Here is a 19,192-nt window from a genome sequence, read left to right on the forward strand (position 1 = left end):
GTTAGTTTAGTGAGTTTTTAAACTTTTTCAACTCTTCTTCTATACTTGGAACTCTCATAAAATGTTCACCTATTAGAAAAGCATCTGCACCTATTTCGCTTAGATTTTTTATTATTTCAGTACTACTTACTCCACTTTCTGCAACGATAATTTTTCCATTTGGAATCATAGGTATTAGTTTTTCACAAAGACTCATATCCATCTCCATCGTTTCGAGGTTTCTATGATTAATTCCTACAATATGTGCTCCACATTTCATTGCTTTTGTTAAATCTTCTTTATCATGAACTTCAACTAATACTTCTAATCCTAAGTGAAGTGCATACTCATATAACTCTTTTAAATCTTTAGTTGATAAACTTTTTGCAATAAGAAGTATAAAATCTGCTCCATAAACTAAAGCTTCCACGATTTGATACTTATCTAAAATAAAATCTTTTCTAAGAAGTGGTGTTGGTACATATCTTCTTATTTGTGTTAGATATTCTAAATTTCCTTGGAAATAGTGAGGTTCAGTTAAAACAGAAATAGCATTTGCTCCATTTTTTGAATACTCTTGGGCAATAGATACTGGATCAAAGTCTTCTCTTATAACTCCCTTACTAGGGCTAGCTTTTTTAACTTCAGCTATGATTCTAATTGGTTCTTCTTTAGTTGATGTAAGATATGGTTTTACATCTCTTGGAGCATATGGATTAGAGCTTAAACTTCTTCCTAATAATTCTAAAGGTATCTCTTTTTTTCTTCTTTGTACATCTTCTAAAGTTCTCTTATTTATCTCATCTAAAATCATTTTTTACTACACTCCTTAATTTTCTTCCAATGTAATTTAATCTCACTATCACTTAATCCTACTTCATCAACTACTTTTTTCATGAATTTATAAGCAATTTTGCAATTTCCTAATTTGTAATTTCCCCAAGCTTTTGAATCAATATATGCAATATTATTTGGTGCTTTTTCTAATGCCTTATCAACATAAATAAGACCTTTTTTTACATCAACATCATAATCAATTAGTATATATCCTAAATAGTTTTGATAAACATGATTATCCAAAACCGTCAATACATCATTGAATTTTCTAATAACATTATCTAAAACTTTTTTCTTATCTGGTGCTGTCTCAAATTCTAAAATAGCAATTTGAGCCAATAAATCAACATTACCATCTTGTTTATATAGTTTTCTCACTAATTTTAGGGCTTTTAGTGGTTGATCAGTTCTTTTATATAAACTCACTAATTTTACATCATCTACTTTTTCTTTTTCTAAAAATTTTATTGCTTCATTTATATCTTTTTTCTCTAAATATGCAATTAAAACTTTATATGTTTTATTAGCCATATCTTCATCATCTTCATTTTTATATGTTTGATATGATCTTTTTAAAACTGAAATAATACCATCTACATTATTTTGTTCTTGATAAATAGATACTAATTTTGGGCAAACTGATGAATCACATCCAAATAATCTAACATGGGTTTCAAGATAAGCTAAAGCTTCTGGTTTTTTGTTTAGATATGCATATAAAATATTTACAAGATTAAGAAGTGTATTTGAACTATTATTCATAGAATATGAAGTTTCAAAATACGAAGCTGCTTTTGTATAATCTTTTTTTACAAAATAAACATTTGCCAAAACTTCATAGTTTAGAGCACTTTTATATTTAGTTAAAAGTTTTTGTGCCACTTCTAAGGCTTTGTCTGTTTGATTTAGATTAAGTAATGAAACACAATATATTCTTAAAATAAGCTCTTGTTCTTTTACATTATCGCCAAGATGATTTTGTACTTTTTTTACAATATCTTTAAAATGACCTGTTGCCAAAGATGCTCTTAAATATCTTATATAATATTCATAGTTATTAGTATTGTCATATAATTTTTCATACAAAAATCTAGCTTGATTTGTATTACCTTGTCTTTCATATTCTAAGGCATATACAATATATAAATCTTCATTAAAATCTTTATCTACTTCTTTTGCAAACAAAGAACTTAGAAAAATAAATATTATTAAATATCTTTTATAGCTGGACACTCTTCTTTTACCTCATTAATTCTTGTTTTAAAATAATCCCAAAAAGGGAAAGTTCTACACTGTTTTGGTCTTGCTTCATATACAGAACACTGTCTTTTTTCCAAATCAAAAAAGACACAAGCATAATTATTTTCAGACAACCTTTTTTCATTGATTGTATACTTATACCCTACTTTTCTTAAAAACTTATGTACTAACTCATCTACTTCTATATTTAAAAGTTTTGCCAAATCTTCTTGTTCAGTTTTATTTATCCAAATATAACCGCTCTCACCTATGCAACAGTTTCCTGCGCAAGTATCACAAGCTTTTGGATTAAAACCATAGGGAAAATCATCTTGTTTTATTATTTCATTCATATATCAACTTTTATACTGTGTGTTGAAGATACTTTATAAATACCTTGAACCTCTTTTGTAAAATCTTTTTCATCAAATACAATAAGCGGACTTAAGATTCGCATCAAAGATTTTGAATTTTTTCTTGCATAAATCAATACTAAAGTAGCATCTTTTCCAAGCTTTGGATGCACAAACTGCATCGACTCAATATTTAACTTATACTCATTTAAAAGGTGCATAATATCATTTAACTGCTTAACATCATAACAGAAGAAAAACTTACCATTTTGATTTAATACTTTTGAAGTTTTTGATATAAAATCAACCAAAGGCATAGAGTCATTATATCTTGCTATTTTTATATTTTCATTTTCTGTTTTTACAACATTTGTATGATAAAAAGGTGGATTTGAAACACAAATATCAAAAGTTTTATCAAAACTAATATCTTGATATTTTCCTTTGTATATTTTTGAATCTATTTTATTATTTTTAGAATTTATCTTTGTCAACTCTTGAAATTTATCCTGAACTTCACATTGATTTAAATTTAATCTTGGATTATCTCTAGCAACCAAAAGTCCCAATATCCCACTTCCACTTCCTATGTCTAAGAGTTCACCTTTTATGTTTTTAAAGATTTTTAAATTTGTATTTATAAAATGATGTAAAAAGTGAGTATCACTATTGTAACAATATCCATCTTGTGGTTGATATAGAAGCAAATAAAGCCTTTTTTATTTTTTTGTATTGTACTAAAAACTCTCTAATAATGCTTTGAAGTAAAATCATAATTGTTTATATAATATATTTAGCCTATATTAGATACCATTTTAATATATATTTTAATATTTTTATTTAATGAAAATAAAAGGAGATAAAATGACTTCAATGGAAACTCCACTTAATACACCAGTTTGGATTGATGCAAAAAGGTGTAAAGCATGTGACCTATGTGCTTCTGTTTGTCCTGCAGGTGTTCTTGCTATGACATATGATTCTACTTCAACACTTGGTTCAAAGGTTAGAATCATCTCAAAAGAATCCTGTATTGGATGCGGTGATTGTGAATATGCTTGTCCTGATTTTGCAATAAGTGTAGCAACTAAACATGAGTACAAGTTTGCCAAACTAACAGAAGAATCAAAACAACGAGCTAGAATACTAAAAGAAAACAATTACAGAATCAAGGATTAATAATGGCAAGAGAACTAATATGTACAGGAAATGAACTTGCAGCTATTGCATCTGTTGATGCAGGATGTGAGTTTTTTTCTGGATATCCTATTACTCCCTCAAGTGAAGTTATGCATACACTTTCAGATTTGCTTCCAGCCTCTGGAGGTGCAGCTATCCAAATGGAAGATGAAATAGCAGGGATTTGTGCAGCACTAGGTGCTTCAATGAGTGGTAAAAAATCACTAACAGCTACAAGTGGACCAGGTATTTCACTAAAGGCTGAAAATATTGGTCTTGGATTTATAGCAGAAGTTCCCCTTGTAATCATAAATGTTATGAGAGGAGGACCATCAACTGGACTTCCTACTCGTGTGGCACAAGGCGATATTTTACAAGCAAAAAATCCTACGCATGGGGATTATAACTCTATTACTTTATGTGCAGGAAATTTATCTGAGTGTTATACTGAAACAGTTCGGGCATTTAATCTAGCTGATAGATTTATGCAACCTGTATTTGTCTTACTGGATGAAACAATTGGGCACATGAGTGGAAAAGCGATTGTTCCTACACTTGAAGAGATAAAAAAGAGTATCTTTTATAGAAAAACTTTTGATGGTAATCCAGAAGATTATGAACCATACAATGCAGCTTCTGATCAACCAGCAGTATTAAATCCTATGTTTAAAGGATACAAATATCACTACACTGGACTTCACCATGACTTTAATGGACATCCAACTGAAGATGAAACAATGTGTGAAAATCTAATAGAGCGATTATTTAATAAAGTAAATGCCCATATGGATGAAATAGAATCATATGAAGAGTATATGTTAGATGATGCAGATATTATGATTATAGCTTATGGTTCTTTATCACTTTCAGCAAAAGAAGCAATCAATAGATTAAGAGATGAAGGTATAAAAGTAGGACTATTTAGACCAATAACACTTTGGCCAAGTCCAGCTAAAAAAATCAAAGAGCTATGTGATAGATTTGATAAAGTATTAGTTTGTGAACTAAACCTTGGACAATATATTCAAGAGATACAAAGAGCAAGCCAAAGATTGGAATTCGATACTTTGTTTAAAGCAAATGGTAGACCAATAGCTCCACTTGAAATAATCAAAAAAATCAAAGGAATGTAAGATGGCTTTTAATTATGACAAATATTTACGAATAAATAAAATGCCAACTTTATGGTGTTGGGGTTGTGGTGATGGGGTTATTTTAAAAGCCTTAATTAGAGCTATTGATGAACTTGGTTGGGATATGAATGATGTATGTGTAGTATCAGGAATTGGTTGTTCTGGAAGATTTTCTTCTTATATGAACTGTAATACAGTTCATACAACACATGGAAGAGCAATAGCCTATGCCACAGGTATCAAAATGGCAAATCCAGACAAACATGTGATATGTGTAACAGGTGATGGGGATGGTCTTGCAATTGGAGGTAATCACACAATTCACGGATGTAGAAGAAATATAGATATAAACCACATAGTTGTAAATAACTTCATCTATGGCCTTACAAACTCACAAACAAGTCCAACAACTCCTCAAGGAATGTGGACAGTTACTATGAAAAGAGGAAATATCGACCCTACTTTTGATCCTTGTAAACTTGCAATTGGGGCGGGAGCTTCTTTTGTGGCAAGGGAGAGTGTAACTGAACCTAAAAAATTAGAAAGATTATTGAAAAATGGTCTAAGTCATAAGGGATATAGCTTTTTTGATATCTTTTCAAACTGTCATATAAACTTAGGAAGAAAAAATAAAATGAATTCAGCTATGGCAAATCTTGATTGGATAAAAGATATAACCGTTCCAAAAAATAAATTTGAAAAACTAAGTGATGAAGAAAAAGTTGGAAAATTTCCAACTGGTATATTAAAACAAGATGAAGATGCCAAAGAGTATACAGACCAATATGAAAAAGTAAAAACAGCTCAAAAAAACAAAACTGCTGTTGAATTTTAAGGAACTAATATGAGTAAAATATTGATGAGATTTACAGGTGTTGGTGGTCAAGGAGTTTTACTAGCAGGAGCAATCTTCGCAGCTGCAAAAATCAATGCAGGTGGATATGGACTAAAAACTGCCACATATACTTCACAAGTAAGAGGAGGAGCAACTGTTGTTGATATAACACTAGATGACAAAGAAATCCTATATCCATACGCAAATGATGGAGAAATAGACTTCATGTTATCAGTTGCCCAAGTTTCATACGACCAATTTAAAAATGGTGTAAAAGATGGTGGAGTAATAGTAGTAGAGCCAAACCTAGTAAAACCTACAGAAGAAGATAAAAAAAGATGGAAAATCTACGAAATCCCAATCATTACAATAGCAAAAGAAGAAGTAGGAAATGTAATCACCCAATCAGTCCTAGCCCTAGCAATTGCTAACTTCATGACGGGAGAAAGTATAGATAACAGAATTTTAAGAGAAACAATGCTTTCAAAAGTACCAGCAAAAGTACACGAAATAAACAACAAAGCCTTTGATTTAGGATTGGAGTATGCTAGACAAGTGTCTGGCTAAATAATTTAAGTATGTTAGGTACTTAATCTAACATACTTTATTTGATAGCTTTTAAAAATATATTAAACTTATCCAACGATTTCTCTTTTTTAGACCAGTTTTCAATCTCATTTAAATCAATCTCGTTTTTTTGAGCTACCCAAATAGCTTGAGATAAACTTTGTTCATCTTTCCAGTGATAATATGCTGCTAATCTATCTTTAATACAATCAGTTGCACTTAGAAGTTTCAAAGTTCCATATTTTGTTGCTATTTCTTCTATCTTTTTTACTGGTGCATCTCCAACTCCAAGTGGTCCAGATGGAAATTCAATAAAAAAAGGAGTTCCTTCATATATAAAATATTTACCCTCTTCCTTAAATCCCAACTCTTCCATTACAGCTTTTATCTTAAAAAAAGTATCATTGTATCTATTTATCAAGTCTATATCATAAGAAGTATAATCACCTCTACTATATATCTCCACACAAGAGCCACCTGATAAAACTACTTCAATATTCTTTTCTTCTAGTTTTGTACAAATATAACTTGCCAATTCAGGCATAGACATATTTTTTATATCAATCATAATGGCTTACCTTGTCTTCGAGGTCTTTTTCTTATCATTATTAAAGACTCTTTTAATTCAGGTTTATAAAACTCCCTAGCTTTCAAAAGTAAATTTGTAAGTTCTTCTAAAAAAGCATATCTAGGATTGAAACTATAAACAACTGTTTTCCCAACTTTTTGACTAACTAACACCCCACCAAACTCCAATCTTTCAAGTTGTTTTTGAACAGGGTCTAAACCGATTTTATAAAACTCTTTTATTTGGGTCGCATAACCTGACTCATTAACTAAAATAAACTGCAAAACTTGCTCTCTACATTTACTTCCCAATATTGCTTCTAACATACTATTCCTTAACCTATATAATAGTTTACATAACATATATTATATGTTAATATGATTATTTTGTCAATATTAAATAAAATCTATTTATTTTTAATTAAGTATCCTCGTATCTGCATGATATAATAAAATCTAGAGTTCATTAAAGCTTATTATTTTAATAAATGTGAAAACTTGTGTCCTGATTCTTTTTTCAGAAAAGATGTCAGAGGTATAATCCTCTTCCACCTTTCGCACTACTTATCGAACCTATATTTTTAACATTATAAGAAGTATCATCATTAAGTCCATAGTTAAAGCCATCATCAAAAAAAAAGGGGTCAGGTGATAACGATAACTTAATCAAATATTTCTCCTAATTATCTTATTGACTGCCAGCTGAGATATACTGATTATTTTAGCAATTAAATACTATGAATACCCTTGTTCATATGCTTCTAATATATATTTATTTCTTGTTTGATTATTTTGTTATCGTTATTACCTGACACCTATATCTTAGTCTGATAATTAAGTATCCTGTCCCCGGAATTTTATCTAATACTTGTAACTCTTACAGATAATTTCAAATTTTTATTTTCTAAGTCTGCAATAGGTTCTAAGACAGTAACTTTTAAAGTCATATTTTTATAATATTTATATTCCATAGGTATATTAAACATCATTAAGACAATGAACTCAAAGTACTTCATATCACTTGCATAGGCTCCTCCCCCAGTTGATTGAGTTATTTCAGTTTTTATTAACTTATCATTTGAATAAAAGTCAAATTGTATTTTTCCATTTAATTTGTATTTTTCACTTTTATTATATCTTCCAGTTGGTATTTTATGAGTTTCATCAAGCAAATCTATCTCATATCTATCTATAAAGTTATAGTTGAGTTTGAATGTCTTAGAGTATCCTTTTTTATAAAAGTTAAAATCATCATATATAATTGGCTTATAAAGTTCTTCTGCAGGTGTAAATACAAAATGTTTGATACTTAAAAAAGGCTCAGCCATTATGATAAATATCCATTGATTCAAAATAAAGAAAATAATAATTATTACACTTGCTACTTTCACAATAATATGGTATTTTTTAATGTAATCCTGAATTTTTAAATAAATAAATAATTTCTTTATCAAAAAAATAAAACTAATAAGAATAACTAAAAACAACAGAAGATATATACTTAATTGAATCATAATATCACCTAATATACATTTATTATTTGATTATAGTTATTTACGCATCTATCAATAAAGTCTTGACAGTTATTTTGCACATCAGTATTATCCAATGGATTATCAATCAAATCATATGTACCTATTTTTGTTACTTCTACGGCTTGTTGCATAGCATTACCTTCATATATAGTTTCTTTTAATGTATATTCACTATTAGTATGACCTTCATCTTGGCGAACTTTATTATTCCCAAAAAAACCTTCATTTGTACCATCACTATAGGTAATTTGTTCATGTGCAATCATTGTATTTAAAGTTTCATCTGTACTATTTCCAATTATGGGAATATTAATTCCCAAAGGATTAAGAGGTCTGTATCCAGTTTGTGCGGTTAATCTGTTTTGATCATTTGAATCGATAGTAAATGAATAATCTTTACCATTAATATTTCCACTATAATCATTATTTTCTTTCATTCTGTACCCACCATCTGATTGATAAGAGTATATTGTACTTTCATTTTTTCCAAATCCACCACCATTATCATAATTTACTGAATAATCATCTGTTCTTCCACTTATACTATAACTTACATATCCGCCATCAAATCTTTGTACTGCCGTCGTCCCAAACGCATCCAAATACTTCAATGGATTATTCTTAACATAAGCATACAGATTCATACCATCTATATAACCCTTAGGGTCTTTTGATATAAATTTTCCTAAGTTAGGACTGTACATTCTGTTTCTATAATAATACAATCCAGACTCACTATCAAATCTTCTTCCTGTAAAAGTAATAGTATTATTTACATTTGATTAAATAAAGGGGTCAGGTGATAATGATAACTTTATCAACTGTTTCTCCTAATTATCTTATTAACTGCTGGCTGTGATATACTGATTATTTTAGCAATTACATACTGTGAATACCCTTGTTTATATGCCTCTAATATATGTTTATTTCTTGTTTGCTTATCCGTAACTTTATGAAAGAGTTTTTTTAGTTTTTCTTCATCTGTTTTTTTCTCAATATCTGGTGCATCTACTAAACTTGAAGCTTTTAGTAATTCTTTTAAGTCTGCACTATCTACCTCTAAAGTAAAAAAATCTTTTATCTCTTTAATATTTCTCCCATATGTTTTTACTATCCATGAATTTTGCAAATATATGGGAACTTTTTCTTCATTAAAAAAATAATAACTAGAACTATAAGGATAATATTCTATTTTGTCAACAATTTTTGCTTTTAATGGGTTTTGTTCAATATATCTCATTAAGATATAAAGATAAGCTTCATTTGCCACATACCATGATTTAAATCTTCCTTGCCACAAGTGCCCACTTCTTTTATATTTTTTATTAAAATATATTGCGTATGTAGCATTTAAATATCTCATAAATTTTGAAAGATTTCCTTCTTTTAATTCTATTAGTAGGTGGTAATGATTACTCATTAGGCAGTAGTTATGCAAAGTTATATTAAACTTTTCACAGCCATCAGATAATAAGGTTAGAAAATATTCAAAGTCATCTTTATCATAAAAAACAACTCTTCTTTCTACTCCTCTATTTACAATATGATAATATCCAGCTATTTCTATTCTAGGTCTTCTTGCCATAGTCACGCCTCTTACAGTAAGATAAAAGTATTTTAACCTAGATATCTTTTTATAATTAAATTAATTACATTTTGCAATCTTATTTATGAATCATTTGGTTATCGTTATCACCTGACCCCTAATTTTCTTCCATCCACATAGTCATTAACACTATTATGCAAACTTGAAGCACCTGCTTAACTTCACTATAAAAAAAGAAAAACAAATATTAATGCATAAAAAACTTTCCATATATTTCAAAAATGACTCTAGGAATCATAACTCCAATTATATATGATATACACATTGAAACAATTGATATGCCTAATTTTGTATGCATAAGTATAAAATCAATAAAAGATTCTTCATTATCATATATATTAAAAAATATTGAGAAAATAAAAATATCTAAAAATATCAGTATAAATAATAATTGGGAAAATATGTTTCTATTATTAAGACTATGCCCATTATTATAAATATCAATACTAAAATACTTAGAGTCTTTTTGTCCAAGTTTTGAGGTATAAAAAATCCTATATAAGGTTATTATAGAAATACAAAAACAAATCAATCCAATAATAAAACCAAACATAATTTGAAATATACTAAAATATTCCAAGTTCATAGTACTACTTCTATTTGAAAATTGTATAATACCATCAAAAAATATAGCAAAAGAATTAATAAAAGATACTAATTCTTTATGTTGAGTAATATCTGATTCATTAATCAAAAACATAGGAATACAAACTACTAATATCAAGTATTTATTTATACTTAATATTTTATCATCAATCATTTTTTGCATTAATTCACCTTATTTAAAAACTTCACAATATGCATGTAACAAAAAATCAATTCATCTCAAATATCACATAAAACTCAGATTTTTATTCAAATCAAAGCAGACAAGATATTAATAAAGAAGCATACAATAGTAAGGAAGTAGGAGAAAACTTATGCCCAAAGGCATAAGGAAATTTCGCGCGTGCAATTAATATTGCAGTCGAACGCAGAAATGTGCAAGTATGGATTCCACTTCGTTACATGGATAAAAGCTGAGTTTTTACTTTATGTATGTTCTGTAGATATTAATTTTATCTTCTAATCTTTTTGATAAGAATGGATTCGCATTTTTCAAACAGCTCAAAATAAACTTCGATTCTTGAAAATAGTTATATATTTTCTCATTATCCCAAGATTCTGGTGGTTTTTGTAAGTTTGTGATTCTATCTGCTAATTTTACACATTGTACTGCGTAGCTTTGGGTTAGTAATCTATTTATATTTTCAGCCATTTGTTGTTTTTTAGACTCTATTGTTGGATCTTTTGTCAAGGCTTCAACGCCACTTGCAATTTCATCTCCAAACTCTTCTATTAGTTCACTAATAGTTGCATTTGTATCTTCTAATACATCATGTAATAGAGCAACTTGTATTGCAAAATCTGCATCTTCAAGTTTTACATTACCTTGTTCACAGGCATGCATCATCTCCATAGCAACTGATGCTAGATGGGTAATATAAGGTAAGCCTTTGGGAGTTTTTTGTTCTCCATGTGCCTTTGCTGCAAAGTTTAGAGCTTTTAGGTATTTTTCTTGTGAAAACATCAATCTTCCTTTTCTGTTTTATTTTGTCTGTTTTGTCTATTTTGTTTTGCTTGGTTGTTTTTATTATTTATTATATTATCAGATTTTGAAAAAGCTATCAAATCTTCAGCTGTTAGAATTTTCTCTGGCAATTTTGAAAGTGATTCTTTTAAGATATAAGTTGTGCTTAGAGCATCACTATAGGCTCTATGTTGAGTATCTATATCTATATGTAATAAATCTTTTAAAAAGTCTAAACCATATCTTTGAGCTTCTATTGTTCTCTTTGACAAATCAATAGTACAAAGCTTTCTATTATGTAATTCACCTAAGTTATACTTTTTAAATGATTCTGAAATAAATCTATAATCAAACTTGATATCATGGGCAACAAAAACATCATCTTCTAAAAATATCTTAAACTCTTCAAGTACAGTTTTTAATACTGGTGCATCTTTTAACATACTAGGAGTTATATTTGTCACTTCTTGGATATAAGGAGGTACATCTTTTGCGTAAACTAGAGATTCATAACTATCTATTATCTCACCATTTTTAAGTTTTACTGCACCTATTTCTATGACTTGCCCTTTGTTTACATTGCTTCCATTTGTTTCAATGTCTACGATACAAAAAACTTGGTCTTTTATTTGATTTTCTTTTGTTTTTAAAAGTACTTTTTCATCAATAATATCTAGTGGAAAACCATTTGATAAAAGAAGTTCTAGTTCTAAATTGGCATCAGCAAAAAAAGTATTTTTCATGGACTCAATTAGCTTTAATAATTCATCTAAACTATTTAGTCCTTTTTTAATTCTTGATGCGATTATATCACTGTTTGAAGGTAGAGTTTGTTTTTTAGATTTCATGGGCTACTTTTACAAAGTCAATCATTTTTTGATTATCTTTTTTCCCTTTGCTTTGTTCTACTCCACTACTAACATCTACTCCATAAAAGCCAAAACCTTCTAGCTCTTTTAGATTTTCAGCTTTTAATCCACCTGCAAGTATTATTTTAGAACAATCAAGTTCTTTAAACCAATCAAGGGCTATTCTTTTACCCTCTCCTCCAAAACCTGGAACAAAGGCATCTACTAACTTGAAATTATCTTCTAAGTCTTCTAAGTCTTCTTTTGATTCTATTCTTTCAACTTTTATGTATGTTACTTCAAGGTTATCAAACTCTGTGGTATCTTCATCATCTATTATTTGTGCCAATTGCATATGTGCAACTTTACAGATGTCATTTATATGTTTTGATGATTCATTTACAAAAAGTCCTACTGTTTGCACAAAAGGAGGAAGTTGCTCAACTATTTTTTTAGCATCAATTGGTCTTATGTATCTAGGACTTGGCTCATAAAATACAAATCCTAAAGCATCAGCTCCTGCATTTATCGCATCAAGGGCATCTTCTAGATTAGTTATACCGCAAATTTTAACTTTCATATTACACCTGAAGAGATTTTATTGCTTTTGAGTAATCATCCTGTGAAAATACAAAAGAACCAGCTACAACAACATCAACTCCAGCAGCTTTTAATTCATGGATGTTTTTATCATTTACTCCACCATCTACTTCAATTAGACAGTTTGGATTTCTTTTATTTATAAGCTCTTTTAGTTTTTTACTCTTTTCAACAACACTTGTAATAAACTTTTGTCCACCAAATCCTGGATTAACAGACATCAATAAAACCATATCTAAATCTTCCAACAGATACTCTATTGACTCAGGAGTCGAGTGTGGGTTTAGTACGATTGCTGGTTTTATTCCATAGTCTCTTATTTTTTGTATAAGTCTATGTGGGTGTTTTTCACTTTCTATGTGAAATGAGATATATTCAGGTTTAAGTGGAGCAAATAAATCCACAAAAAATGTATTATTTTCTACCATCAAATGTACATCAAGTGGTTTTGTAGCAATCTTTGCAACAGGAGTTACAACAACTGGTCCTAAAGTCATATTTGGTACAAAATGACCATCCATAACATCCACATGAATCAAATCACAACCACCATCACAGATTGCAGTAATCTCTTCATTTAATTTACCAAAATCAGCTGATAGTATCGAGGGGGCAACTAACATAAAAATACCTTTTTCTTTAATTGTGGCGATTATATCATTTTTTTTAAAAATATAAAATAAGTGCTTTACAAATATAGTGCATAATTTTCTAATAATATTTTAGATAGTATAAAAGTCATAAAAAGGATTTATTAAATAAGATGACTAAAATAAGTAATGAAGATAAAAAAATATTTTTAAAAATGATAAAAGACAAAAACCTAGAAGGATTAAAAAAGCTAAATCTACAGGAACCTTTTTATCAATACATTACAATATTGTGGGAAAAAGATGATATTGAATCTATTGAATATCTTAGAAAAAATCAGCTTATAAGTGATAATGATATATTTTTACTTACATTTATGAAAGTAAAAGATGGTAGAAATTATGATTTTATTTCACTTCTTGAAATGATAAAAAAATATTTTCAAGATGCACCTTTAGTTATTGAAGATGAAATTATATTAAAAAATCTATCTAGGGATTCTGCACTTGAGTATGTGAAAGATTGGATTTCAGCTGGAGCTGTTTTTGATTATGAAAAACTATTTGATTATTCTTTCTTAGGAAGTACTACTTCACATGAATTTACAAATTATTTACTTGATAACTTTGAATTAAGCGCAGAACTTATTAAAAGTGTAGAATATCCTGCAAAAATAAAATACAACAAAAAAGACCCACTGATACAAAAGCTTATAAAAAAAGGTATGGCTTACGAAGAACCTACTTTAAAAAAGACAAAAATACTAAAAGAATTTGAACTAACAAAAGAAGAGTCTTTAGATAATATATCATTTATCAAAAAAACCAAAGTAGTCCTTAAAATATATAATAAAGAAAAAAACGAATCAAGACTTGATATTTTTTGTTTAGACACAAACAATACAATAAATAGCTTGACAATCAAAGATAACTCTTTGGTTTACTGTGCGTGGAGAGAGGGAATAGCTGTACTTACACTCCAAGGTGTCACATTTATGCCTTTATATGAAAATTCTAATCCTATTTATTATGAAATGAGTAATCCTGATGATTTAAAACATTTAACAAAAGATGAATTTTTAAGAATTCCCAGTTACTCAAATGTAATAGCTATAAATGATAATACTTTATTAGTACATTTTCATACCCCTGCTAAAAAAGAAGGCAGAGCATTAAGTATACTAAAAATAAAAAATTCAATTTGCCAAATGCTAAACATTTATAAAGAAATAAACGAACCTGAAATCATAGATATGCTAGGGATAAATGAGCGTAGTCCTTCTTATATTTATTTACATGAGTGTACATATAGTCATGATAAAATTTGGTGCATAGTTGAAGGAAGTAATATAAATAGGCAACTAGGAGGAGAACATCCTTATACTTTACTCACAAGTTATCATTATAGTGAGAACAAGACTGATTTATCAAAACCATCAACAAAAACTAACATATTTAAAAAACTATTAAACTCTTTTGCTAATAGTGATGAAAAAGAGGAAAATCAAAATAATCTATTTACTTGGGAAAAAACAAAAGTAAAACTAGAGGGTGGCAAAAGTTTCTTCAGTGATGATGGTGCTTATATTTGGAGTAAAATGATGGGAAAAAACCGAATGTTCTGTCAAGATATAAAAGATGCTAAGTTTTTACATGAAATACGAATCACACCTTCCCAAAATCTAAATAAAATACCTTTTAATAAAGCATCAGTGAGTATGTATGATAAACAACACTTTATAGTATATGATTCTTCACGATGGAATTTATGTGAAGTTATAAACTAATAAAATGAAAATTACGCTAATATAACAATTATTTATATAGGAACATAAATGAAAAAATTTTTATTATTTATATTTTTAACAACAACAATTTTCGCAAGTGAAAATAATGATGAATTATATGCAAAAGCTAAAAAGTTTGAAGATGAACATAACTACAAAGAAGCAATGCTTATATATAAACAATTAGCAAAAAATGGCAAAAAAGAAGTAGCTACATTAAATAGTCAAACAAAAGCAGATGAATCAACTCTTTTTGTAGATAAAGATAAACTAGCTGAAGTAAAAGAGACTAAAAAAGTATTAGATCCAATTGAAGATAAAGAGACGAGTAATACACTATCTCAGATTTTAGCCTCTTCTTTTGACCTTTATCCTTATAATGAGAACTATCTTTTACCATTCTCTTATTCTTCAAAGTCAAATAATGATAGAAAACATGTGGAGACTGTATTTCAATTAAGTGTTAAAAAACCTATTTCTTATAACTTCTTTGGTTTAAAAGAGAGCATAAACTTTGGATATACCCAAACTTCATGGTGGCAATTATATTCTGAGTCTTCTCCTTTTAGAGAGACAAATTATAGACCTGAAGTCTTTGTTATGATTCCTTATGGGAAAAGAGATAAAACCTCTTTAAAATCTCTTAAATTTGGTCTTTTACATGAATCAAATGGACAATCTGACCCAACATCAAGATCATGGAATAGAATTTATGCTCAAAGTTATTTCCAATTTTCAAGCTTGTTTTTTAGTCCAAGAGTTTGGTATAGAATCCCAGATGGTTCAAATGACGACAATCCAGATATAGAAGATTATCTTGGATATGGAGATTTAACATTTTATTTACCATATAAAACACATACATTTAAACTCTTACTTAGAAATAATCTTAAATTTGATGATTCTAATAAAGGCTTTGCACAGTTTAATTGGACTTTCCCTTTACTAAACTCAAAAAATACCTTTGGATTTGTTCAATTATCTACTGGTTATGGGGATAGTTTGATTGATTATAATCACGAAATAAACAGAATTAGTTTTGGAATTTCATTATCTAGATAGAACTTACACTTAACTAACACTTTCTTTATATACTTTCACATCTTTAAAAAAAGGAGTGAAATATGAAGTTAGGTAAACAAATAGCAATTTTTGCAATATTAGGGGCAACGGGATTATTCGCTGCTGGAATTAATGATGTAAATGTATTAGTAGATAAAATCAATACAGCTACTAATTTAAATGAAAGAAGCCAATTATTGAAGAAACTTGATGCAAGGCTTTCATCAATGGGGCAAGAAGACCTTATTACCGCTCAGCAAATTATTAATACTAAACTAAAAATATCGAAAGTTCTTTAAGTAGTAAAAATCATCTTTGAGTTTTTCAAAGATGATTTTTACTCAACCTATTTAAAAATAAGTTCTATCTTTGTACCCTTATCAATCACACTAGTTATATTAATATTTATATCCAAAATATCACAAAGCTGTTTTACAATACTCATACCAATACCAAGCCCTGTATCATTCTCTTTATAATATCTTTGAAATACTTTTTTTACATCTTTTATGCCTATTCCTGTATCTTCTATTATAAGTTTTTGATTATTTGTACTTATGCTTACTTCCCCATTTTTTTTGTTGTATTTACAAGCATTGGTTAATAAATTATCAATAATACGATCAAGGGCATTTTTATTACTTTTTATTATTAGATTTTCCATATTTTTGTTAAATTTGATTTTAGGGTATAACTTATGCAAAATCTCAATTTTGGCATTGACAAGTTCTTCTAATGAAACATCTTCACTTTTTGCCATTTCATTTGGAGTTATTAGTTCTAAGTTTTTATACAAAGAAGAGATACTTTTAGCACTAAGTTCTATTCTCTCAATCTCTTCAAAATCCCCTCTTCTTCTTAGCAATCTTGAGTTTAGTAAAATAGAAGTTGCAGGAGTATTTAAATCATGGATTAAATCTTTTAAAAAATCTTCCAAAAGACGCAAAGCTTCTTTCATGGGTCTTAGTGAATACATAGCAAAAGCAACAGAAAGAAAAAGAAGAGAAAAAGATACTATTATTGAAAATTTGAAAATTTTTATTAAAAAATCTTGATAGACTTTTTCATACTTTTTTTTGTCATAAATTACTTTTAAAAGATATGGTCCAGTTGTTGGGATTTGAAAATAGGCACAAAGTCCCTCTTCACAATGGTAGATTTTGAAAAGTTTTTTTTGTTTATCATCTTGTACAATATCTAATGAAAACTTATCACCTTTGAAATCAAAGGTATAATCTTTCATTTGGTATAAAATATTTTGTTCTATATCTTTTATTTTATCCACTTGATACATATACAAAACAATACTAGCAAGTATTAATAAAGGTATGAAAAAAAGAGCAATCGTAGTAAGAAGTGATTTTTTCTCATAATTTTTCAAGTCTATATCCTATACCTTTGATATTACTTATTTCTAAATCTAAAACTTTTTTTAATTTACTAATCAAAACTCGAAGTGCTGGTTCACTTGGTCTATTCATACAATCAAAAAATGATGACTTATCAACTGTCATACCGATATTTCGCATAAGTAAAGAGAAAATATCTTTTTCAACACTTCCAAGTGTTACTTCAACATTATCTTTTAAAACCCTACTTTCAAGTAAATCAAAAGTAATATCTTTGTATTGAACAACTGGATTCTTTCGTTTTAAAGTTGCTTGAATACGAGCTAAAAGTTCATCTAAATCAAATGGCTTTTTAATATAATCATCACAACCATAATCAAAACCTTTTAGAGTCGATTTGATATCAATCTTTGCTGTGATAAAAAAAGTAGGAGTAGAGTCTTGGGCTTCCCTTAAAAGCTTTAATGTTTCCATTCCATCAAGCAAAGGAACATTTACATCAAATAAATAAAGATCATACTTATTATCATAAGTATATTCTAAAACTTCCTCTCCATCACTCACTAAAGTCACATCATAGTTTTCTTGCTCTAAAATTTGCACCATAGTTTGAGCTAGGATTTCATCATCTTCAAGAAGTAAGATTTTTAGTTTTTTACTCATTGTTCTATTGCTTTTTCATCAAAAAGTTTATTTGGCATCTTCTCTTTTGCTTTTATAATTGCATCAGATTCTTGTCTTGCTTTTATATTTTTAGTAGCCAATTCTTTTTTTAGTTTTTCTATTAATTCTTTTTTCTCTTGGGGGTTTGAAGCTTGATTTACTTTTTCAAGTAATTTATCTACTTCTTTTGTTTGAGCAAATAAACTTGTTGTTGAAAATAAAAAAAGAATAATCAAAGATTTAAAAAGAATCATTTTTTATCCTGTTTTTCTTCAAGTATTTTTATGCTGTTTTTTAATTTTAAAAGTGGATTAGAAGAGAACTCACTTAAGTCACAATTACTCTTTTTAGCTAATTCATAATTTGAGTTATAAGAATCATTTGCTGTATTTATATTTTTTGCAAAAACTGTAGGAGAACTACTTTCTACTAAAAAAAGTTGTGCTTTTGCTCCAACTATATCATTTTTTGAAAAATATCCATCTTCAAACTCTTTTTCAATATAACTTGCTGCATAATTCACTACTTTTTTATACTTATTACAATACTTACTATTGATATTTTCTTTTATTTGTTTTTGCAAATCTTCATTTTTATTATTTGGAGATACTTGACTTGTATTTTGTAAACTGCATCCAATTAAAAATATTGAAAAAGCTATTATAAAAGGTATTTGTAATAGTTTATTCATTTAAATTTTTCCTTTTATTGTGAAACTCTATTTTATTTAACTTAATATTATTTAGTTATATTACTAAATTACATGAGAAACTATTTTTTAATCATTATGGAATAAAACTATTCCAAAGGGATAGAATTATAATCTAATACTCATTAAACATCAACATAAATACTTTAAATAAAAACTTATAGAACTAATACATAACTTACAC

26 protein-coding genes are annotated in these 19,192 nt (G+C 28.3%); 7 read left to right on the plus strand and 19 right to left on the minus strand.

The annotated features are described in order from the left end of the window. Position 1: 1 nt before the first annotated feature. Genes trpC through LXN10_RS01370 form a run of 4 tightly spaced genes read right to left on the minus strand, consistent with a single transcriptional unit; the run spans position 2 to position 3,115 of the window. The gene (gene trpC, locus LXN10_RS01355; RefSeq protein WP_375724172.1) at positions 2-793 is read right to left on the minus strand and encodes an indole-3-glycerol phosphate synthase TrpC; all 792 of its coding nucleotides are present in this window, start codon (positions 791-793) and stop codon (positions 2-4) included. Then, positions 790-2,049 carry a tetratricopeptide repeat protein gene (locus tag LXN10_RS01360; RefSeq protein ID WP_375724173.1) on the minus strand — a complete coding sequence of 420 codons (1,260 nt, stop codon included), beginning with the start codon at positions 2,047-2,049 and terminating at the stop codon, positions 790-792. The genes trpC and LXN10_RS01360 overlap by 4 nt, the downstream gene beginning before the upstream one ends. Further along, the gene (locus LXN10_RS01365) at positions 2,025-2,408 is read right to left on the minus strand and encodes a YkgJ family cysteine cluster protein (protein WP_375724174.1); all 384 of its coding nucleotides are present in this window, start codon (positions 2,406-2,408) and stop codon (positions 2,025-2,027) included. Before LXN10_RS01365 ends, LXN10_RS01360 begins: the two co-directional genes overlap by 25 nt. Continuing rightward, a complete protein-coding gene (locus LXN10_RS01370) occupies positions 2,405-3,115 on the minus strand; it encodes a tRNA1(Val) (adenine(37)-N6)-methyltransferase (RefSeq protein WP_375724175.1) in 711 nt (236 codons plus the stop codon). Before LXN10_RS01370 ends, LXN10_RS01365 begins: the two co-directional genes overlap by 4 nt. Before the next feature lie 157 nt (positions 3,116-3,272). Between LXN10_RS01370 and LXN10_RS01375 the strand changes: the two genes are divergently transcribed. From LXN10_RS01375 to LXN10_RS01390, 4 genes are read left to right on the plus strand one after another with little or no spacing between them, the layout of a single operon-like run. Continuing rightward, positions 3,273-3,587 (plus strand): 4Fe-4S dicluster domain-containing protein, encoded by a 315-nt coding sequence (locus LXN10_RS01375; protein WP_013135938.1) that lies wholly within the window; start codon positions 3,273-3,275, stop codon positions 3,585-3,587. A 2-nt stretch (positions 3,588-3,589) separates the two neighbouring features. Next, positions 3,590-4,720, plus strand: a complete 1,131-nt coding sequence (locus LXN10_RS01380; RefSeq protein ID WP_375724176.1) for a 2-oxoglutarate synthase subunit alpha — start codon at positions 3,590-3,592, stop codon at positions 4,718-4,720. 1 nt (position 4,721) lies between these two features. Beyond that, positions 4,722-5,555 carry a 2-oxoglutarate ferredoxin oxidoreductase subunit beta gene (locus LXN10_RS01385; protein WP_375724177.1) on the plus strand — a complete coding sequence of 278 codons (834 nt, stop codon included), beginning with the start codon at positions 4,722-4,724 and terminating at the stop codon, positions 5,553-5,555. A gap of 9 nt (positions 5,556-5,564) precedes the next feature. Then, on the plus strand, positions 5,565-6,122 hold the full coding sequence (locus LXN10_RS01390) for a 2-oxoacid:acceptor oxidoreductase family protein (protein WP_375724178.1): 558 nt from the start codon (positions 5,565-5,567) through the stop codon (positions 6,120-6,122). Positions 6,123-6,159: 37 nt separating this feature from the next. On the opposite strand, the gene LXN10_RS01395 is transcribed toward LXN10_RS01390, so the two are convergent. The 11 genes from LXN10_RS01395 to rpe all read right to left on the minus strand — a co-directional run bounded on the left by LXN10_RS01395 (position 6,160) and on the right by rpe (position 13,471). Beyond that, a complete protein-coding gene (locus LXN10_RS01395) occupies positions 6,160-6,690 on the minus strand; it encodes a hypothetical protein (protein ID WP_375724179.1) in 531 nt (176 codons plus the stop codon). After that, a complete protein-coding gene (locus tag LXN10_RS01400) occupies positions 6,687-7,016 on the minus strand; it encodes a winged helix-turn-helix domain-containing protein (protein ID WP_375724180.1) in 330 nt (109 codons plus the stop codon). The genes LXN10_RS01395 and LXN10_RS01400 overlap by 4 nt, the downstream gene beginning before the upstream one ends. A gap of 202 nt (positions 7,017-7,218) precedes the next feature. Beyond that, a complete protein-coding gene (locus tag LXN10_RS01405) occupies positions 7,219-7,359 on the minus strand; it encodes a hypothetical protein (RefSeq protein ID WP_375724181.1) in 141 nt (46 codons plus the stop codon). 187 nt (positions 7,360-7,546) lie between these two features. Then, positions 7,547-8,080, minus strand: coding sequence for a hypothetical protein (locus LXN10_RS01410; protein ID WP_375724182.1), 534 nt, complete (start codon positions 8,078-8,080; stop codon positions 7,547-7,549). 131 nt (positions 8,081-8,211) lie between these two features. After that, positions 8,212-8,949, minus strand: a complete 738-nt coding sequence (locus LXN10_RS01415; protein WP_375724183.1) for an RHS repeat-associated core domain-containing protein — start codon at positions 8,947-8,949, stop codon at positions 8,212-8,214. Between the two features lie 92 nt (positions 8,950-9,041). Beyond that, positions 9,042-9,809, minus strand: a complete 768-nt coding sequence (locus LXN10_RS01420) for a transposase (RefSeq protein WP_375724184.1) — start codon at positions 9,807-9,809, stop codon at positions 9,042-9,044. Positions 9,810-10,017: 208 nt separating this feature from the next. Further along, the gene (locus LXN10_RS01425) at positions 10,018-10,599 is read right to left on the minus strand and encodes a hypothetical protein (protein WP_375724185.1); all 582 of its coding nucleotides are present in this window, start codon (positions 10,597-10,599) and stop codon (positions 10,018-10,020) included. A gap of 258 nt (positions 10,600-10,857) precedes the next feature. Next, entirely contained in the window at positions 10,858-11,400 is a 543-nt protein-coding gene (locus tag LXN10_RS01430; protein ID WP_375724186.1) for an HD domain-containing protein, read from the minus strand. After that, positions 11,400-12,248, minus strand: coding sequence for a 3'-5' exonuclease (locus LXN10_RS01435; RefSeq protein WP_375724187.1), 849 nt, complete (start codon positions 12,246-12,248; stop codon positions 11,400-11,402). Before LXN10_RS01435 ends, LXN10_RS01430 begins: the two co-directional genes overlap by 1 nt. Beyond that, on the minus strand, positions 12,238-12,828 hold the full coding sequence (locus LXN10_RS01440; protein WP_375724188.1) for a phosphoribosylanthranilate isomerase: 591 nt from the start codon (positions 12,826-12,828) through the stop codon (positions 12,238-12,240). The genes LXN10_RS01435 and LXN10_RS01440 overlap by 11 nt, the downstream gene beginning before the upstream one ends. A gap of 1 nt (position 12,829) precedes the next feature. Beyond that, a complete protein-coding gene (gene rpe, locus LXN10_RS01445; RefSeq protein ID WP_129101868.1) occupies positions 12,830-13,471 on the minus strand; it encodes a ribulose-phosphate 3-epimerase in 642 nt (213 codons plus the stop codon). 140 nt (positions 13,472-13,611) lie between these two features. Between rpe and LXN10_RS01450 the strand changes: the two genes are divergently transcribed. The 3 genes from LXN10_RS01450 (at position 13,612) to LXN10_RS01460 (ending at position 16,586) form a co-directional block, all read left to right on the plus strand. Then, the gene (locus LXN10_RS01450) at positions 13,612-15,225 is read left to right on the plus strand and encodes a hypothetical protein (protein ID WP_375724189.1); all 1,614 of its coding nucleotides are present in this window, start codon (positions 13,612-13,614) and stop codon (positions 15,223-15,225) included. A 48-nt stretch (positions 15,226-15,273) separates the two neighbouring features. Next, positions 15,274-16,287, plus strand: coding sequence for a phospholipase A (locus tag LXN10_RS01455; RefSeq protein ID WP_375724190.1), 1,014 nt, complete (start codon positions 15,274-15,276; stop codon positions 16,285-16,287). 62 nt (positions 16,288-16,349) lie between these two features. After that, positions 16,350-16,586 carry a restriction endonuclease gene (locus tag LXN10_RS01460; RefSeq protein ID WP_129101865.1) on the plus strand — a complete coding sequence of 79 codons (237 nt, stop codon included), beginning with the start codon at positions 16,350-16,352 and terminating at the stop codon, positions 16,584-16,586. 47 nt (positions 16,587-16,633) lie between these two features. Here the strand turns inward: LXN10_RS01460 and LXN10_RS01465 are convergent, their stop codons facing one another. Genes LXN10_RS01465 through LXN10_RS01480 form a run of 4 tightly spaced genes read right to left on the minus strand, consistent with a single transcriptional unit; the run spans position 16,634 to position 18,990 of the window. Continuing rightward, complete coding sequence (locus tag LXN10_RS01465; protein ID WP_375724191.1) at positions 16,634-17,668, minus strand: sensor histidine kinase; 1,035 nt, start codon at positions 17,666-17,668, stop codon at positions 16,634-16,636. Further along, complete coding sequence (locus tag LXN10_RS01470) at positions 17,655-18,299, minus strand: response regulator transcription factor (RefSeq protein ID WP_375724192.1); 645 nt, start codon at positions 18,297-18,299, stop codon at positions 17,655-17,657. Before LXN10_RS01470 ends, LXN10_RS01465 begins: the two co-directional genes overlap by 14 nt. After that, positions 18,296-18,553, minus strand: coding sequence for a hypothetical protein (locus LXN10_RS01475; RefSeq protein WP_375724193.1), 258 nt, complete (start codon positions 18,551-18,553; stop codon positions 18,296-18,298). The genes LXN10_RS01470 and LXN10_RS01475 overlap by 4 nt, the downstream gene beginning before the upstream one ends. Continuing rightward, positions 18,550-18,990, minus strand: coding sequence for a hypothetical protein (locus tag LXN10_RS01480; RefSeq protein WP_375724194.1), 441 nt, complete (start codon positions 18,988-18,990; stop codon positions 18,550-18,552). The genes LXN10_RS01475 and LXN10_RS01480 overlap by 4 nt, the downstream gene beginning before the upstream one ends. Positions 18,991-19,192 lie beyond the last annotated feature (202 nt).

It is taken from the genome of Arcobacter iocasae, from assembly GCF_042214795.1.
GTDB classification, from domain to species: domain Bacteria; phylum Campylobacterota; class Campylobacteria; order Campylobacterales; family Arcobacteraceae; genus Arcobacter; species Arcobacter iocasae.

What these genes read in the sequence shown, in the direction of transcription:
- trpC (WP_375724172.1), bottom strand. Translation starts at nt 793, where the DNA reads ATGATTTTAGATGAGATAAATAAGAGAACTTTAGAAGATGTACAAAGA.
- LXN10_RS01365 (WP_375724174.1), bottom strand. Translation starts at nt 2,408, where the DNA reads ATGAATGAAATAATAAAACAAGATGATTTTCCCTATGGTTTTAATCCA.
- LXN10_RS01375 (WP_013135938.1), top strand. Translation starts at nt 3,273, where the DNA reads ATGACTTCAATGGAAACTCCACTTAATACACCAGTTTGGATTGATGCA.
- LXN10_RS01380 (WP_375724176.1), top strand. Translation starts at nt 3,590, where the DNA reads ATGGCAAGAGAACTAATATGTACAGGAAATGAACTTGCAGCTATTGCA.
- LXN10_RS01385 (WP_375724177.1), top strand. Translation starts at nt 4,722, where the DNA reads ATGGCTTTTAATTATGACAAATATTTACGAATAAATAAAATGCCAACT.
- LXN10_RS01390 (WP_375724178.1), top strand. Translation starts at nt 5,565, where the DNA reads ATGAGTAAAATATTGATGAGATTTACAGGTGTTGGTGGTCAAGGAGTT.
- LXN10_RS01395 (WP_375724179.1), bottom strand. Translation starts at nt 6,690, where the DNA reads ATGATTGATATAAAAAATATGTCTATGCCTGAATTGGCAAGTTATATT.
- LXN10_RS01400 (WP_375724180.1), bottom strand. Translation starts at nt 7,016, where the DNA reads ATGTTAGAAGCAATATTGGGAAGTAAATGTAGAGAGCAAGTTTTGCAG.
- LXN10_RS01420 (WP_375724184.1), bottom strand. Translation starts at nt 9,809, where the DNA reads ATGGCAAGAAGACCTAGAATAGAAATAGCTGGATATTATCATATTGTA.
- LXN10_RS01425 (WP_375724185.1), bottom strand. Translation starts at nt 10,599, where the DNA reads ATGCAAAAAATGATTGATGATAAAATATTAAGTATAAATAAATACTTG.
- LXN10_RS01430 (WP_375724186.1), bottom strand. Translation starts at nt 11,400, where the DNA reads ATGTTTTCACAAGAAAAATACCTAAAAGCTCTAAACTTTGCAGCAAAG.
- LXN10_RS01435 (WP_375724187.1), bottom strand. Translation starts at nt 12,248, where the DNA reads ATGAAATCTAAAAAACAAACTCTACCTTCAAACAGTGATATAATCGCA.
- LXN10_RS01440 (WP_375724188.1), bottom strand. Translation starts at nt 12,828, where the DNA reads ATGAAAGTTAAAATTTGCGGTATAACTAATCTAGAAGATGCCCTTGAT.
- rpe (WP_129101868.1), bottom strand. Translation starts at nt 13,471, where the DNA reads ATGTTAGTTGCCCCCTCGATACTATCAGCTGATTTTGGTAAATTAAAT.
- LXN10_RS01450 (WP_375724189.1), top strand. Translation starts at nt 13,612, where the DNA reads ATGACTAAAATAAGTAATGAAGATAAAAAAATATTTTTAAAAATGATA.
- LXN10_RS01455 (WP_375724190.1), top strand. Translation starts at nt 15,274, where the DNA reads ATGAAAAAATTTTTATTATTTATATTTTTAACAACAACAATTTTCGCA.
- LXN10_RS01460 (WP_129101865.1), top strand. Translation starts at nt 16,350, where the DNA reads ATGAAGTTAGGTAAACAAATAGCAATTTTTGCAATATTAGGGGCAACG.
- LXN10_RS01470 (WP_375724192.1), bottom strand. Translation starts at nt 18,299, where the DNA reads ATGAGTAAAAAACTAAAAATCTTACTTCTTGAAGATGATGAAATCCTA.
- LXN10_RS01475 (WP_375724193.1), bottom strand. Translation starts at nt 18,553, where the DNA reads ATGATTCTTTTTAAATCTTTGATTATTCTTTTTTTATTTTCAACAACA.
- LXN10_RS01480 (WP_375724194.1), bottom strand. Translation starts at nt 18,990, where the DNA reads ATGAATAAACTATTACAAATACCTTTTATAATAGCTTTTTCAATATTT.